The 14910-nt window shown below is 71.7% G+C and carries 12 protein-coding genes; 6 read left to right on the top strand and 6 right to left on the bottom strand.

Annotation, left to right across the window (positions count from 1 at the left end):
* Positions 1-195 precede the first annotated feature (195 nt).
* Positions 196-4107 carry an NACHT and WD repeat domain-containing protein gene (locus tag Q2K20_RS16365; RefSeq protein ID WP_268092879.1) on the top strand — a complete coding sequence of 1304 codons (3912 nt, stop codon included), beginning with the start codon at positions 196-198 and terminating at the stop codon, positions 4105-4107.
* Positions 4108-4167: 60 nt separating this feature from the next.
* On the opposite strand, the gene Q2K20_RS16360 is transcribed toward Q2K20_RS16365, so the two are convergent.
* From Q2K20_RS16360 to Q2K20_RS16345, 4 genes are all read right to left on the bottom strand, one after another.
* Positions 4168-4359 carry a hypothetical protein gene (locus Q2K20_RS16360; protein ID WP_119192320.1) on the bottom strand — a complete coding sequence of 64 codons (192 nt, stop codon included), beginning with the start codon at positions 4357-4359 and terminating at the stop codon, positions 4168-4170.
* Complete coding sequence (locus Q2K20_RS16355) at positions 4356-5924, bottom strand: glycosyltransferase family 87 protein (protein ID WP_410494229.1); 1569 nt, start codon at positions 5922-5924, stop codon at positions 4356-4358. The genes Q2K20_RS16360 and Q2K20_RS16355 overlap by 4 nt, the downstream gene beginning before the upstream one ends.
* A 36-nt stretch (positions 5925-5960) precedes the next feature.
* On the bottom strand, positions 5961-8261 hold the full coding sequence (locus Q2K20_RS16350; protein ID WP_119192302.1) for a transglycosylase domain-containing protein: 2301 nt from the start codon (positions 8259-8261) through the stop codon (positions 5961-5963).
* Between the two features lie 130 nt (positions 8262-8391).
* Positions 8392-8880, bottom strand: a complete 489-nt coding sequence (locus Q2K20_RS16345) for a DUF5318 family protein (protein WP_119192303.1) — start codon at positions 8878-8880, stop codon at positions 8392-8394.
* Between the two features lie 188 nt (positions 8881-9068).
* Between Q2K20_RS16345 and Q2K20_RS16340 the strand changes: the two genes are divergently transcribed.
* The 5 genes from Q2K20_RS16340 (at position 9069) to Q2K20_RS16320 (ending at position 12281) form a co-directional block, all read left to right on the top strand.
* Positions 9069-9620: a PadR family transcriptional regulator gene (locus Q2K20_RS16340; RefSeq protein WP_096906350.1), complete on the top strand. Its 552-nt coding sequence runs from the start codon at positions 9069-9071 to the stop codon at positions 9618-9620.
* The gene (locus Q2K20_RS16335) at positions 9617-10705 is read left to right on the top strand and encodes an inositol-3-phosphate synthase (protein WP_067720034.1); all 1089 of its coding nucleotides are present in this window, start codon (positions 9617-9619) and stop codon (positions 10703-10705) included. The genes Q2K20_RS16340 and Q2K20_RS16335 overlap by 4 nt, the downstream gene beginning before the upstream one ends.
* Positions 10706-10726: 21 nt before the next feature.
* On the top strand, positions 10727-11299 hold the full coding sequence (locus tag Q2K20_RS16330; protein ID WP_132063498.1) for a hypothetical protein: 573 nt from the start codon (positions 10727-10729) through the stop codon (positions 11297-11299).
* Positions 11300-11407: 108 nt separating this feature from the next.
* The gene (locus Q2K20_RS16325) at positions 11408-12076 is read left to right on the top strand and encodes a HemK2/MTQ2 family protein methyltransferase (protein WP_096906353.1); all 669 of its coding nucleotides are present in this window, start codon (positions 11408-11410) and stop codon (positions 12074-12076) included.
* 34 nt (positions 12077-12110) lie between these two features.
* A complete protein-coding gene (locus Q2K20_RS16320) occupies positions 12111-12281 on the top strand; it encodes a CDGSH iron-sulfur domain-containing protein (RefSeq protein WP_119192321.1) in 171 nt (56 codons plus the stop codon).
* Between the two features lie 157 nt (positions 12282-12438).
* Here the strand turns inward: Q2K20_RS16320 and Q2K20_RS16315 are convergent, their stop codons facing one another.
* Both Q2K20_RS16315 and Q2K20_RS16310 read right to left on the bottom strand, forming a co-directional pair.
* Positions 12439-13455 (bottom strand): iron-containing redox enzyme family protein, encoded by a 1017-nt coding sequence (locus tag Q2K20_RS16315; protein WP_067720039.1) that lies wholly within the window; start codon positions 13453-13455, stop codon positions 12439-12441.
* A 9-nt stretch (positions 13456-13464) separates the two neighbouring features.
* On the bottom strand, positions 13465-14736 hold the full coding sequence (locus Q2K20_RS16310; protein ID WP_268098950.1) for a hypothetical protein: 1272 nt from the start codon (positions 14734-14736) through the stop codon (positions 13465-13467).
* Between the last annotated feature and the right edge of the window lie 174 nt (positions 14737-14910).

Below are 14910 nucleotides of genomic sequence, written 5' to 3'. Positions count from 1 at the left end.
CCGTACGGATGCGTCCTACGATCGTATGAAACCCCAGCACATGACCTCCGAATCCCTTCCGTACGCCGGTCGCCCGGCCGTACGATGTTGACCGTGCACACCCCCCGCGAGCCCGTCGAGGGCGCAGTTGGACGATCAGCTCCTTCTCAGATTCAGACTCGGGAGGAGCTCGGAACCGCGCTCACCGCTCTCCGGGTGACGGCCGGTCTCTCGGTCCGCGACGTCGTGCGGCTGGTCCCCTCCCTGACCCTCGGGACCGCCTCCGGCTGGTTCTCGGGCCAGCACGTGCCGACCCGCGCGAGCGAGGTGACGCTCGTGGAGCTGCTCCGCCTGCTCGGGGTCGGCGGGGACGCGGGCTCGGATACGGACCCCGCCGGCACGGGCCCTGCCGGCACGGGCTCTGCCGGCGCAGACTCCGCCGGCACGGACCCCGCCCGCGCAGACTCCGCCACCGCGGCCACCATCGACGAGTGGCGGGCGGCCGTCGAGCGGGTCCGGATGCGTCCGGGGCCCCGACGCACCACCCGCCGCACGCAGAACGGCGCCCGCCCCGGGGAGACCGGATCGTCGACGGACCCCGCTGCTCCGGCCGGGACCGACCCGACCGACGCCCGACCGACGCCCCGCTCGGCCGTGCCCCAGCCCGATGACACCGGCAGCCCGTATGTCGGCCTGCGCTCGTACCTCAGTGACGACGCCGCCCTCTTCCACGGTCGCGGGGCCGAGATCGACCAGGTCCTGGCCCGCGTGACCGCCTCACGGACGCGGCCGCTCGTCGTGGTGGGCGCCTCCGGGTCGGGCAAGTCGTCACTGCTCGCCGCCGGACTCGCCCCGCGGTGGGTCGCCGAGGGTTCGACCGTGGCGATCGTGCGCCCGGCCGGGATCACCGGCGAACTCGCGAGCGCCACCGGCCACCTCGTCGTCGACCAACTCGAGGAGCTCTGGGCGGATGAGGTGGGCCCCGCGCGCCGCGCGGAGGTGCTCGACGTGCTCGCCACCCGCGCCGCCGAGGGCCGGCCGACGATCCTCGCCCTGCGCGCGGACTTCTTCCAGCCCGCCCTCGCCGAGCCCGTCCTGCGCGACGCCCTGGACGACCCGGTGGTGATCGGCCCGCCCAGCCGCGAGCAGCTCGCCGAGATCATCGTCGAGCCCGCACGCTCCCTCGGCTACACGGTCGAGCCGTCGCTGGTGAACCTGCTGCTCGACGCGGTCGCCCCCGCCGACGGCGGCGCCGACGAGCGCTCCCTCCTGCCGCTGCTGTCCCACGTGCTGCTGGTGTGCTGGGAGCGCAGCCGCCGCCGTCGCATCACCGTGGACGACTACTACTCCTCCGGCGGGGTGGAAGGCGCCGTCCGCGCGTCGGCGGAATCGGTCTACCAGGAACTGGATCCGGCGGGCCGGGCCGCGTGCAGGACCCTGTTCCTCCGGCTGGTCGACGTCCGTTCCGCCCGTCCCGTCCGCCGCCACGCCCCGCTCGCCGAGCTGTCCGAGGACCTCCTCGTCGTCGCCACCCCCTTCGCCCACGCGGGCCTGCTCACCGTCGACGGCGAGGCGGTGACCCCCACCCACGAGGTGCTCTTCTCCTCGTGGCCGCGCCTGGTCGACTGGATCGACGCGGACCGGGAGGGCCTGCGCACCCTGGCGCGCGTGCGCTCCGCCGCCGCCGACTGGGAGGGGTCGGGGCGCGACGAGTCCGCGTTGCCTCCCGCGTCGGCGACCGCGGACTACCTGAGGTGGAGGGACGACGACGACGGCCCCAGCGCCCACCTGGCGGAATCGGAGCGGCAGTTCCTCGCCGCCGCCGAATCCCATCACCGATCCGTCGCCCGGAGGGACCGCAGGCGCATCCGTACGCTGACCGTGCTGGCGGCGTCGTTGGCGGTGGTGACCGTCCTGGCCCTGGTCGCGAGCGGTGTCGCACTCCGCGCCGGCGCGGACGCCCGCCACACCCGCGACGTGGCCCTGTCCCGCTCCGGATCGGTCTCCTCCACCACCGCCTTCTCCCGCGACCCCGGCCTGGGCCGCGCGTTGGCCCTGGCCGCCTACCGGATCCACCCCACCACCGAGGCGCGCTCGGCGCTGCTCAACACCAGCCGCGCCGACGTGCCACTGCGGTTCGAGGCCGCCCCCGGCAGTGGACGGGTCATCGCGCTGCCGGACGACGGCGGTGTCGCCGCCGTCAGCTCGGACGGCGTCCTGCGCATCTTCCGCGCGGGCGACCCCGCCGCGGTCGCGACCCTCGCCCTGGGCGCCGGGGAGCGCCACGAGCTGTACGCCGCCGCCCTGTCGCCGGGCGGCTCGGTCCTCGGGGTCGCCGGACAGGGCGCGGTGCACCTGGTCGACCTGCGCGATCCCACGGGGCCCACGATCCTGGCCGCCCTCGAGGAGGGCGCCGGGCCGTTCCACTCCGTCGCCTTCTCCCCCGACGGCACCACCCTCGCGGCCGGCACCGGTGACGGCCGTGTCCTGCGGTGGCCGCTGGGTATGCGCGGCGGGGCGCTGGCCGTCACCGACCAGCGCGCGCGGGTCGCCGTCCCCGATCCCGGGGCCGAGGTCGCCAAGCCCGTCGAGGCACTGGCATGGCTGCCCGACTCCCAGACCCTGCTGGCGGCCAACCGCACCGCGGGCGTCAAGACGCTGCTCGACGCCGATGCGTCCGGCCGGGGTCGCCGCGGGCCGGACCTCGACACCGGGCCGGTCGCGATCCCGCTCGCCCTCGCGGTGAGCCCCGACGGGACCCGGATCGCGGCCGGGACCACCGACCGGTCGGTGCAGCGCTGGCAGCTGGACGGCGCCGGTGGTGCTGACGGTGCCGCGGCCCTCGAGGGTGCCCGCCCGCTGCCCGAACTGACCGGATGGAACGCCTACGTCCACGACGTCACCTACGACGACCGGGGGCGGCTCGCCGCCGCCGGGTCGGACGAGCGGGTCCGCGTCTACGACCCCGTCGGGCGGATGCTCACCGAATTGCCGGCCTCGCAGGTCGCGACCGGGGTCCGCTTCACCGACTCCGACCACCTCGTGACGTATTCGGTCGACGGCCTGGTCCGGCTCTGGCCGCTGGGGCGCCTAGGGGCGGCCTCGGAGTCCAACTCGATCTTCCAGACCGCGTCCTCGGCGGATCGGACCACCGGGGTCCTCGGCGTCACCGCCGCGGAACTGCACCACACCGTCGTCGACACCACCGGCCCGGTCCCGCGCGAGACCGGCCGCGTCATCCCCGACGCCGGGACCCGGTTCTCCGGCTCCGTGGCCATGTCCCCCGACGGCCGCGTCGTCTACGCGGGGCTCGCCGACGGGGGCCTGCAGGTGTTCACCGCGCCGTTCGGGCCGGCCACCCGATCGGTGGCGGCCCTGCCCGTGACCTCCGGCGTGGTGGTGGCCAGCCCGCTCAGCCCCGACGGGCGGACCCTCGCCGTGTGTAGCGACACCAGCCCGGACCTGGGACTGGTCGACGTCACCGATCCCGCCGAGCCCACGCTCCGGGTCACGGTGCCGCTGCCCGACCCGTGCGTCGTCGCCGAGTTCTCGGCCGACTCCGGGCAACTCGTCGTGCCGACCCTCGGGCCCGAGACGGTCATCCTCGACACCGCCGACCCCGACCGGCCGACCGTCGCCCACCGGCTCACCACCGGGATCGGGGCCTCGCCGTCCGCCGGGTACGCGCACGGCTCGCCACTGCTGGCCACCTCCGGCGGGGACAAGACGATCCGACTGTGGGACATGGCCGACGCGACCGCGCCCCGCGAACTGTCCTCGTTCACCGCGCCGCCCGGGGAGATCTACTGGACCGCGTTCTCCGCGGACGACGACCTGGTCATGCTCACCTCGAGCACCGGCCAGGTCACCGTGGTGGACGTGTCCGACCCTGCCGGGCCGCAACCGTGGGCGGTTCTGGGATCGACCACCGATCCCCTGCTCTACCAGGGCCGCAGCGCCTCGCCCACGGGCGGCCTGCTCGCGGTGGGCGTCGAGGGCGCCATGTGGATGTGGCAGCTCGACCCGGACCGGGTGGTGAGCGAGGCCTGCGCCGGTGGCGTGCAGCTCACCGCCGAGGAGTGGGATCGGCACTTCCCGGACACCGAGCCGTTCGACCTGTGCGGCTGAGCGGGTCGCGCAGTGGGAGCGCCGGGCCGCTGACCGGGGGCGGGGGCGGTGCGGGGGCGGTCAGCCGTGTTGGAGGCCGATCGTCAACGCCTGCGTGACCGGGATGACGGTGAGGAACAGGAAGGCCGCCACCGTCCAGCCGATCCACACGGGCTGGCGCCACCCGGCCCGGTAGCCGCCGGCAGCGGTGACCATGCAGATGAAGCCGATCAGGATGCAGACGAACATCCAGATCATGGAGTTGGTGCTCATGGGGCAGCGTCCTCTTTCCGGGGGGCGTCGGCGGGGTCGCGCCTCGCGGGCGGGGCGACGACGAGGGGTTCGTCCGGGTCGGCGAGCACCCCGGCCAGCGGGTCCGGACCCTCGGGTGTGCCCTGGTGCGTCATGCGGACGCGGTCCAGGTGGGGGCGGTAGATCTCGAGGATGACCACTGCGCAGATCGCCACGACCAGCAGGTCGCGGACCAGGACGAGTGGGTGGAACACGTCCGCGCCGATCCCCTTGTTGTCGACGCCGTGGAAGTACGACATGTGCGCCACCCAGAGCAGGGCGTCGAACGCCATCCACGGCAGCAGGAGCCGCACGCGGGGGACGGCGAGCACCGCGAGGGGCACCAGCCAGAGCGAGTACTGCGGACTCCACACCTTGTTCGTGAGCAGGAAGAAGGCCACGATGAGGAACGCCAACTGCGCGACCCGGGGGGTGACGGGCGCAGTGAGTCCGATGACGAGCACCGCGATGCAGCCGAGCGCGAACAGCACCAACGACACCAGGTTGAGGGTCGCAGGGGCCTCCCCCGCCGCGCGGGCCGCGTCGAAGCCCTGCCACCCGGTGAGGGTCTGGATGACCGCGTAGATGCTCTCGGGATTGGCGGGCCTGTCCGAGTTGAGTCGGTAGAACTCCCGCCAGCCCTCGGGGAACGGGATCATGATCGGCAGGTTCACGGCCAGCCAGGCCACCACCGCCGCCGCGGCCGCCTTACCCAGCTCGGCGAAGCGCCGACGGCGCAGGGCCACCACCAGAAGTGCGCCGAACAGGAACAGCGGGTACAGCTTCGCCGCCACGCCCAGGCCCAGCACGACCCCGGCCCAGACCGGGCGCGAACGGGCCCACAGCAACAGCGCGACGGAGGCGAACGCGATCGCCATCAGGTCGTAGTTGGTGAAGGCCTGGAAGATGATGAGCGGGCTGGCCGCCATGAGCAGCGTGTCCCAGGGCCTGCGCCCCGCGGACTGGTAGGTGGCCCATACGGCGATCATCCACGCCAGCGCGAGCAGGACGCTGCCCAGGACGAAGTACTTGGCCACCTCGATGAGCCCGCCGGGGAAGACCGCGTGCCAGGCCTGGGCCGCCTGGGCCGTGACGTACTGGAACATCCCGGACAACACCGGGTACTCCATGTAGCGGACCTCGCCGTTGTCGGCGATCCACATGTACTTGTACGGGAAGGCGCCGGTGTCCAACCCCTCGGCCGAGTACAGCGGCAGCGGGTCCGCGTAACACGCCTTGTAGTACTGGCGGCCGTCCCAGTTGAGGCCCGGCTGCGAACCGTCGGTGGGGTGGGTGGTCTCCAGGCAGGCGGACTTGGAGAAGAACCCGAACGCCAGGAAGATCACGGCGAACAGCATGATCACGCGCAGCGGCGTCCAGAACCGTTGACGACCGACCACCGCGTGACGACCGACCGGCCCACCCCACGCCGCGATGGCCTCCGCGCCGACCCCGTCACCGGGGCGGACCCGCTCGTGCGGCTCCAGGGAGCGGAGGTCGTCGACGAGCGGCAGCGGGGAGATACGGCCGTTGCTCTGCACGATCACACCCTAGCGGCGGGGGCGGGGGCCGGTTGCCCGGGATCAGGCCCCGTCGTCCCCGCCGCCGTCTGCGCCACCTGTGCCTCCGTCTCCGCCGGTGCCGCCACCGGCATCAGCACCACCGCCGCCGGGGACAGGGGCGGGCTCGGGTGCGGGTGCCGGGGCGGGTGCGGGTGCCGGTGCGCCGGCCCCCGGGATGACGATCTCCGGCAGGCCGGGGACCTGGAGCGTGAGCGGGCCGGGGGCCTGGGGCGCCGGCGCGGGCTGGGCCGGGGCCGGGGCCTGACTGGGCTGGGGGACGTAGTCATCGGTGCCGGCACCGGTGCCGGTCCCGCCCGTGGTGCCCGAGCCGCTACCGTAGGACTGCCCCTGGGACGCGCCGGCCTGGCCGCCGATGTACCCGGGTTCGGGGAAACTCTCCCACTCCGTGCCGGACAGGGCGCCGTCCATCGCGGACTTCCAGATGTCGGCGGGCAGCGACGCGCCGTACATGGTGCCGCCCCAGGCGTTGAGCAGCGGCTGGTTGTCATCGGTCCCCACCCAGACGGCCGTCGCGATCGACGGGGTGTAGCCGACGAACCAGGCGTCCTTGTTGTAGCCGGTCTCGCCGAGCTGGGTGGTGCCGGACTTCGAGGCCGAGGGCCGCCCGCCGGCCAGCGAGTGACCGTTCGAGTAGGCGGCGATGGGCTCCATCGCGGAGGTGAGGTTGTTGGCGACGTCGGGATCGACAACCTCTTCGCCCTCGACCGAGGAGTTGTCCAGCAGCACCTCGCCGTCGGCGGTCTCGACCCGCTCGATGAAGTGGGTCGGTCGGTGGACGCCCTCTGCGGCGAAGGTCGCCAGGCCGGTCGCCATGTCCCGCACGCGGATCGGGTACTGGCCCAGGATGAGGCCGTCGTAGGGATCCTCGCCCTGCTCGCTCAGCGTCTCCCACGGCAGACCCGGGATCTGCTTGGGGATGCCGGTGCGGTGGGCCATGTCGCGGACGTCGTTGGCCCCGTTGTCCAGCATGCGCTGGAGCCGGATGAACGAGGTGTTGAGCGACAGCAGCAACGCCTGGGAGATGGAGCACGAGCCACAGGACCGGCCGTCGACGTTGGTGACCGTGACGTTGCCGGTGGTCACCGGTGCGGACGAGATCTGGGTCCCCAGGCCGATGCCCTGATCGAGAGCGGCGGCGACGCCGAAGATCTTGAACGTCGAACCGGTCTGCAGGGGGGCGTTGGCGTAGTCCCAGCCCTCGGCCTCCTCGCCGCCGTAGTACCCGATCACGCCGCCCGTCTTGGGATTGATCGAGACGATGGCGGTCCGGTTCTCCGGCCTCTCGCCCTGCATGTTCGACCGGGCGGCGTCGACGACCGCCGACTGGGTCTGGGGGTCGATCGTCGTGGTGATCTTCAGGCCCCGCGTGTTGAGCATCTGCTCGTCGATCCCGGCGGCCGCGAGCTCGCCCAGCACCTGACGGCGGATGGGTCCGTTGCTCGGGTCGCCGACGTTCTGCTCGATCGCCTGCGGGTCTTCGACGACCTGAGGGAACGCCGCGTTGCCGCGCTGCTGGGCGTCGATCGCGCCCATCTCCCGCATCCCGTCCATGACGTAGTTCCAGCGGCCCTCGGCCGCGGCCCGGTTGTTGAGCGGGTCGAGGGCCGACGGGGACTGGATGACGCCGGCGAGCAGCGCGCCCTCCTCGATCGTGAGCGCCTCGACCGGCTTGTTGAAGTAGGCGGTGGACGCGGCGGCGATGCCGTAGGCGCCGCGGCCGAAGTAGATGGTGTTGAGGTACGCCTCGAGGATCTGGTCCTTGGACCACTCGTTCGTCATCTTGGCCGCGATGACGATCTCCTTGGCCTTGCGTTGGTACGTGGGGGCGTCGCCGACCATCGTGTTCTTGACGTACTGCTGGGTGATGGTCGAGCCACCGCCCGCACCGGCCTCGCCGGTGATCTGCCCGATCACCGCGCGACCGATGCCGGTGGGGTCGTACCCCTCGTTGGTGTAGAAACTGCGGTCCTCGGCGGCGATCACCGCGTTGCGCACGTGCACGGGGATCGCGTCGAGCTCGATGAGCGTGCGGTTGCCCTCCGGGGGCACGATACGACCGATCATCGTGGTGCCGTCGCTGGAGTAGATCTCGGAGATCTGTTCGGTGCGGACGCTGCCGGGGCTGGGGATCTCGGTGCGGTTGTACATCACCCCCGCGATGGCCAGGGGGATCACGAGGACGACGACGGCGAGGAGGATCACCGTCGTCCAGATCGGATGGCGACGGGCCCAGCCGCGCCGGTCCGAGCTGGTGCTCCGGCCCTCGTCGGCGGACCGGTTCGTCCTGCCATTCTGCGACATGTTCTACCCTCCTGCGAGCCGACCCGTCTGGCCCGGGAGTCCCCCGGTTGCGGTGCTCTGGCGACCATTGTGTACGAAATCGCGACCGATTCTGTACTCCTGAACCCGCGTCGGGCACTCCGGGCGGGCGTCAGCTGTGTCGGCGGAGCTCTCGCGCCGCTCGTCGCACGCGCTTTCCGGCACCCGGGGTGAGCCCCACCTCGTAGGAGAGGATGAGGTGGTTCCAGGAGCAGCTGCGGCACACCTCCACCACGTGGACGGTGAACCCGTCGTAGGTCAACGCGAGGTGTTCTATCTCGTCCTGACCGCGGGCCGACCCGGACGCCGGCCCCAGGTCGTCACCGAACACCCAGGAGACCTCCGTGAGGTTCTCCTTGCGGCACACCGGGCAGACCGTCTCCGTCTCCACGCCGTGGAAACCGGCGGCCCGTAGGAGGTAGACGTCCGCGTCGCACACCTCGCGCAGCGAGAGCGCGCCCTCGCGCAGGCCCCCCAGGACACCGCGGCGGCGCAGGGCGAAGTCCACCACCCGTCGACGCTGGAGCGCCGCACGGCCGGTGGGGTCCTCGGGCCCCGGCGCGGGGCCGGGTCGCGGGGAGCGGGAGTCGGCCTGGTCCACGTCCTCCAGCCTACGGCCCCCGCCGCGGGCCCGAGCCCGAGCGAGCCGCAGAGCGCGCCGACACGTCGGGCCGATGTCACCGCTCGGTATATCGGCTCGATACATCAGCAGGTGTACAGTGTGAATCCGTCGCATGACGCACGGCGCGCGACGCGCACAGGCACGATTCGCGGGAAGGGGGAGGTGGAGTGCTCGAACTGGCAATCCTGGGTCTGCTCGACGAGCGGCCGATGCACGGCTACGAGCTGCGCAAGCGACTCTCCGAGATGCTCGGGACGGTCCGGACCGTGTCCTTCGGCTCCCTCTACCCCACTCTGCGCCGCCTCCAGCAGCAGGGCGACATCGTCGAGGACTCCTCGGCCGCCACCGCCACCAGGCCGCCCGCCACCACGCGGCGCGGGCGCAAGACCTACCGCATCACCACCCGCGGCAAGGGGACGTTGGCGGCCCTGCTCGACGAGCCGGTGACGGCGTCGTTCGCCGACGACGGTTTCGGCGTCCACCTCGCGTTCTTCGACCGCACTCCCGGGCCCGCCCGGGTGCGCCTTCTCGAGGGTCGGCGTCGGGTGCTGGAGGAGCGTCGCGAGAGCCAACGCGACGCCGCCACCCGCGCCGGACCCACCGAACTGCGCTACGCCCGGCAACTCACGTTGCTCGGGCTGGAGACCAGCGAGCGCGAGCTGCGCTGGATCAATGAACTCATCCGGACAGAGAACCCATCACAAGGAGATCCCCAATGACCGACAAGAAGGTGCGCGTCGCGATCGTCGGCGTCGGCAACTGCGCGTCCTCGCTCGTGCAGGGCGTCGAGTTCTACGCCGGCGCCGCGATCGACCAGACCGTCCCCGGACTCATGCACGTCAAGTTCGGCGACTACCACGTGGGCGACGTCGAGTTCGTCGCCGCGTTCGACGTGGACGGCAAGAAGGTCGGCATGGACCTCGCCGAGGCGATCAACGCCTCCGAGAACAACACCCTGAAGCTCTGCGACGTGCCGCCGACCGGCGTCACCGTGCAGCGCGGACCCACCCTCGACGGCCTGGGCAAGTACTACCGCGAGACCATCGAGGAGTCCGCCGCCGAGCCCGTCGACATCGTGCAGGCCCTGCGTGACGCCGAGGTCGACGTCGTGGTCAGCTACCTGCCCGTCGGTTCGGAAGAGGCCGACAAGTTCTACGCGCAGTGCTGCATCGACGCGGGCGTCGCGTTCGTCAACGCCCTGCCCGTGTTCATCGCCTCCGACCCGGAGTGGGCCGAGAAGTTCCGCAGCGCCGGCGTCCCGATCGTCGGCGACGACATCAAGAGCCAGGTCGGTGCCACCATCACCCACCGCGTCATGGCCAAGCTCTTCGAGGACCGCGGCGTCGCGCTGGACCGCACGTACCAGCTCAACGTCGGCGGCAACATGGACTTCAAGAACATGCTCGAGCGTGACCGCCTGGAGTCCAAGAAGGTCTCCAAGACCCAGGCCGTGACCTCCAACCTGGAGGGGTCGCTCAAGGACAAGATCCACGACCGCAACGTCCACATCGGCCCCTCCGACTACGTGGAGTGGCTCGACGACCGCAAGTGGGCGTACGTTCGTCTCGAGGGACGCGCGTTCGGTGACGCCCCGATCAACCTCGAGTACAAGCTCGAGGTGTGGGACTCCCCCAACTCGGCGGGCATCATCATCGACGCCGTCCGCGCGGCCAAGATCGCCAAGGACCGCGGCATCGGGGGACCGATCCTGCCCGCCTCGGCGTACCTGATGAAGTCGCCGCCGGAGCAGATGGCGGACGACAAGGCCCGCGCCGAGCTCGAGGCCTTCATCATCGGGGCCTGACCAGCGCAGCAGAAGGATCGTATGAACACAGCGACGAACCACCCGCACACCACCCCGGGGCGTCGTCGTGTCCCGGCCGTCATCGCACTCGCGATGGCGGCCGGTGTCGCACTCTCGGCCTGTTCCGCCGACACCGCGGACGACTCCGCCACCTCGCCGACGACGCGGCCCGACACCTCGTCGTCGTCGTCATCCTCGACTCCCGCCCCCACCACCACGGCCCCCGACACCGCGCAGCCCGTCTCCGTGCCCCCCGCGCCGGCACCGCCGGTCTCCCCCGCCCCCGCGCCCCGACTGCCCGCCAACGTCGTCGGCACCGGTGGGCCCTGCCAGATGCTCGGCGAGGTCGCCCAGGCCGAGGACGGTTCGGCCCTGTTCTGCACCGAGGACCCCGGGGGCGCCGGCCCCCTGTGGCTGCCGCAGGGCGGCACGGGTGGGACCGGCGGGGCCGCGGTCGCGGACGCCACCGGACAGGCACGACCCGGCGGACCGTGCGCCCAGGAGGGCCTCGCGGTCACCTCCGCCGACGGCGACGTGCTCACCTGCCGTCTCACCGGCGGCGGCGACGTCCCCGGCGGCCTCTACTGGCAGTAGGCCCCCCGGGGCGCCGGCCGGGCCCGATGGGACCGCATCCGGTTGCAGGTGGGGCGCTTCGCCGATTGACTGGACAACATCTGTCCCGAAGATCAACCGGAGGCCCCGATGACCCAGACCCGGTTCACCCATATCGAGGTCGACGACGGTGTCTACGCGCCCCAGGACGACTCCTGGCTCATCTGTGAGGCGCTCGACCAGTGCGATCTGGTCGCCGGGCGGCGTGTCCTCGACATCTGTACAGGCAGCGGCATCCTCGCCATCGAGACCGCGCTCAAGGGCGCACGGGAAGTACTCGCCTACGACATCTCCCCCGCCGCCGTCGCGTGCGCGTCCCGCAACGCCGACCGGGCCGGAGTGCAGGTGGACGTCCGGCTCGGCACCCTCGACGACGCCCGCCGGGCCGGCCCCTACGACGTGGTGGTCTCCAACCCACCGTACGTCCCGTCCGACGCCCCGCTCGAGGGCACCGGACCCAACCGGGCGTGGGACGCCGGCGCCAACGGCCGCGTGGTGCTGGACCAGCTGTGCGACCTCGCCCCGGACCTGGTCTCGCCCGGCGGGAGCATGATGATCGTGCACTCGGAGTTCTCGGACCCCCCGCAGACCATCCGCAAGCTCGAGCAGTCGGGATTCACCGCGCGGACCGTCGCCACCCGCGTCGTGGACTTCGGTCCCGTCATGACCTCGTACGCCGAGCGACTCGAGGCCGCCGGCCTGCTCGAGCCCGGTCGCCGCGAGGAGGAGCTGGTGGTGATCCGCGTTGACCGCGTCTGACGCCCGGCGGGTGCGGATCGTGCCCGGGGGACCGATGCTCATCGAGGGCCCTGTCGACATGACGACGCCCGACGGCGAGCGCGTGTGCTCGGACCGCTTCATGGTGGCCGTGTGCACGTGTCGGCGCAGCAAGACCTACCCGTTGTGCGACACGAGCCACCGCCGCAAGGTCCGGGCAACCGCCCCGGCCCGCGACGACGACTGAGCGCGGCCCCGGGGCGGCGGCGGACCCCTTCCCGCGAATCCGCTACCCGGAATCGGGATCTGCTACCCCGATGCGCATAGCGAATCCCGATTCGGAGTAGCGGATCTTCCCGGGGCGGTGGGACGGGCGGCTCGCCGGGAGAGTGGCCGGGAGAGTGTCAGGGCAGGAGCGAGGACTCGCCGCGCTTCCACGCGGCGAGCATCTTCTCCGCGGCCAGGTCGTCGAGATAGTCCAGCGCGCGCATACCGAACACCACGTCGGCGGCCAGTTCCGGCTCACGGCGCACCAGATCGCCCACGACGTCGTGCCGCATGACCTGCTCATGGACCGCATCGGCCTCCACGTGCTCGGCGTAGAAGTGGACGCACTCCTCGGGAGCGCCCAGCCGACGCAGTCCGGCCACCAGGCGGGCCGATCCCGGCGACGAGGTGATCTCGATGGCCGCGAAATGGCCGATCGCCGCGCCCCGCAGTGACCGGTGCAGGCCGAACATCGACATGAGGTTGACCGTCGCCAGCGTCTCTGCCGACACCCGGTCGAGGTAACCGAGGTAGGTCGGGTCCAGCTCGGCGGCGCTCATGAGGTCGGCCCACAACCGCTGGTGCACGCGCTCACCCCGCCCACCACCGAACTCGTCGAACTCCACCGCGACGAACGAGGCCTTGGCCTGACCCTGCAGACGCGGGATCGTGAACGCGTGCGGGTCACCCTCCTTGAGGTGGTACAGGGACCGGTGGGCGAAGTACTCGCGCAGCTGGTCCCACGACCCCTCGTCCTTGAAGTACCAGGACGGTCCGGTGCCGGAGGTCGCCTCGACCGACAGTGCGTCCATCTCGGCCACGGGGTCGTCGCCGGGCTCGACGGCCGACCGCAGGTGCCCGAGGAAGACCCGCTCGAGGTCCCGCCGCAGCCGCAGCACCTCCGGCTCCCACTCCAGCTCCGCGTCGACCCCGTCGAAGCCCCGGTAGTGCAGCTCGTACAACGTGTACAGGGCGAGCTGAAGGTCCCGGCCCAGCGGATCGGTGTCCGCCGGTACCGGCGGCAGGTCCTGCACGGCGCCAGACGACAACGCCGCGACGACCGCCTCGGACAGCGGACCACAGGCGACGGGAAGCGACGGCGCGGTCGTGGCGGAGTCCTGCGCGGGGGCGGCGTCGATCGGTGCAGCTGTCATATCCCTTGTCTACCCCCTCGGCCGGTCGTCCTCCACCTCGCGCGGCCCCCCGTCGCGGGAGCTCCGGTTCCCGTTGCCGCTCTCGCCGTCGTCGTCGTTGTTCTCGCTGTCGCTGTTGTTCTCGCTGCTGTCGTTCTCGCCGTCGTGGTCGTTGTCGTCCTCGCCGTCGTGGTCGTTGTCGTCCTCGCCGTGTTCGCGCTCGATCCGCTCCTGCTCCTCCTGCTCCTCGCTGTCGCCGTCGCCGCTCTGGTAGCTGTCGAACATCTTGCGGCGCTCGTGCCAGCGCAGGCTGTAGGTGGCTTCGCGGACGGCGTCCTCGTCGTCGAAGTTCGACCCGAGCGCCCCGGCGAAGGCGCCCAGACAACTGGACAGCCAGGCCAGGTGGACGTAGTCCCAGACTGAGACGGGCCGCTCGAGCTGCGTCTCGAGGTATCCGGCGTCCATCACGGCGATCGCCAGCACGAACATGGCGACCAGCAGGCCGAGGTACATGATGCCGACGCCGGTACCGACCGTCAGGACCGTGGCCGCGTTGTCCATCCGCCGGCTGCTCGCCGTGAGCCCGTCATCCGGGCGGGTCCACAGGCCGTTGCGGAGGATGAGCCACACCACCAGGGTGAGCACGCCCATCACGCTGATCAGCAGCAGCCGGAGCGGATGCAACGCCACCGCGAGCGAGGCGATACTCCCGTAGAAGATGCCGAAGGCGCCGGTCCCCGCTCCGGCGGCCACGACACCGGTCAGCGCCGTCATCATCCGGGTCGGCCGGTTGTTGCGCACCATCCCCGTCAGCAACCGGGCCTTGTTGAGGAAGCCTCGGCAGCGCTCGGGGGGCAGGTCGTCCGTCGCGGGTGCGCCCAGCCCACTCTGGTGGGTGCCCGCGCGCACCAGCTTGAGGGCGAGCTTGCGTACCTTCGAACGCACTCTGACGACGCCGAAAACCGGGATACACACCAGTGCCGCGGTGGTCGAACCGCTCACGTCGTAGAGCAGCGGGTCCCCGTCGGAACGGGTGGCGAGGTCCGTCAGATAGAGCACGAAGTCCCAGTCGTGTTCCTGCAGCAGCCGGGGGGCGTGCTCGGTGAGCCGGATCTCGCCGTCCGGTCCGAGCGGGAGGGTCTCCTGGTCGACCTCCACCCGCCACCGACCCCCGAGTTCGCTGGACAGGTCGTCCGCGAGATCGTCCGCGATCGCCACCGCGACCCTCCGGGGCACGCCCGGATCGGCCATGAGACCGACGGTCGCCCACACCTCGTCCTCGTTCCAAGTCTGCTCGTCCACCCCACCATCATGGACCCGGGAGAGGATTCGCCAAATCGGTTGCGAAGGGCATTGTGCTGGCGTTACATGGGACGGAACCCACGTGGTGCGGACAGGAGAACGGGAGGTGACGATGTCGGAACAGGCGAGGTCGGAACACCAGCCCGACCCCGGCCGGCCGCGCGCGTCGCGGCC

It is taken from the genome of Dietzia sp. IN118, assembly GCF_032905965.1.
Classification (GTDB): Bacteria; Actinomycetota; Actinomycetes; order Mycobacteriales; family Mycobacteriaceae; genus Dietzia; species Dietzia kunjamensis.
The sequence above is the reverse complement of the archived record's forward strand: the minus strand, read 5'-3'. Positions and strand labels throughout refer to the sequence as shown.

Excerpts from the sequence above, each read along its gene's own strand:
- Q2K20_RS16360 (WP_119192320.1), bottom strand. The coding sequence starts at position 4,359 with ATGAGCACCAACTCCATGATCTGGATGTTCGTCTGCATCCTGATCGGC.
- Q2K20_RS16350 (WP_119192302.1), bottom strand. The coding sequence starts at position 8,261 with ATGTCGCAGAATGGCAGGACGAACCGGTCCGCCGACGAGGGCCGGAGC.
- Q2K20_RS16335 (WP_067720034.1), top strand. The coding sequence starts at position 9,617 with ATGACCGACAAGAAGGTGCGCGTCGCGATCGTCGGCGTCGGCAACTGC.
- Q2K20_RS16330 (WP_132063498.1), top strand. The coding sequence starts at position 10,727 with ATGAACACAGCGACGAACCACCCGCACACCACCCCGGGGCGTCGTCGT.
- Q2K20_RS16325 (WP_096906353.1), top strand. The coding sequence starts at position 11,408 with ATGACCCAGACCCGGTTCACCCATATCGAGGTCGACGACGGTGTCTAC.
- Q2K20_RS16320 (WP_119192321.1), top strand. The coding sequence starts at position 12,111 with ATGCTCATCGAGGGCCCTGTCGACATGACGACGCCCGACGGCGAGCGC.
- Q2K20_RS16315 (WP_067720039.1), bottom strand. The coding sequence starts at position 13,455 with ATGACAGCTGCACCGATCGACGCCGCCCCCGCGCAGGACTCCGCCACG.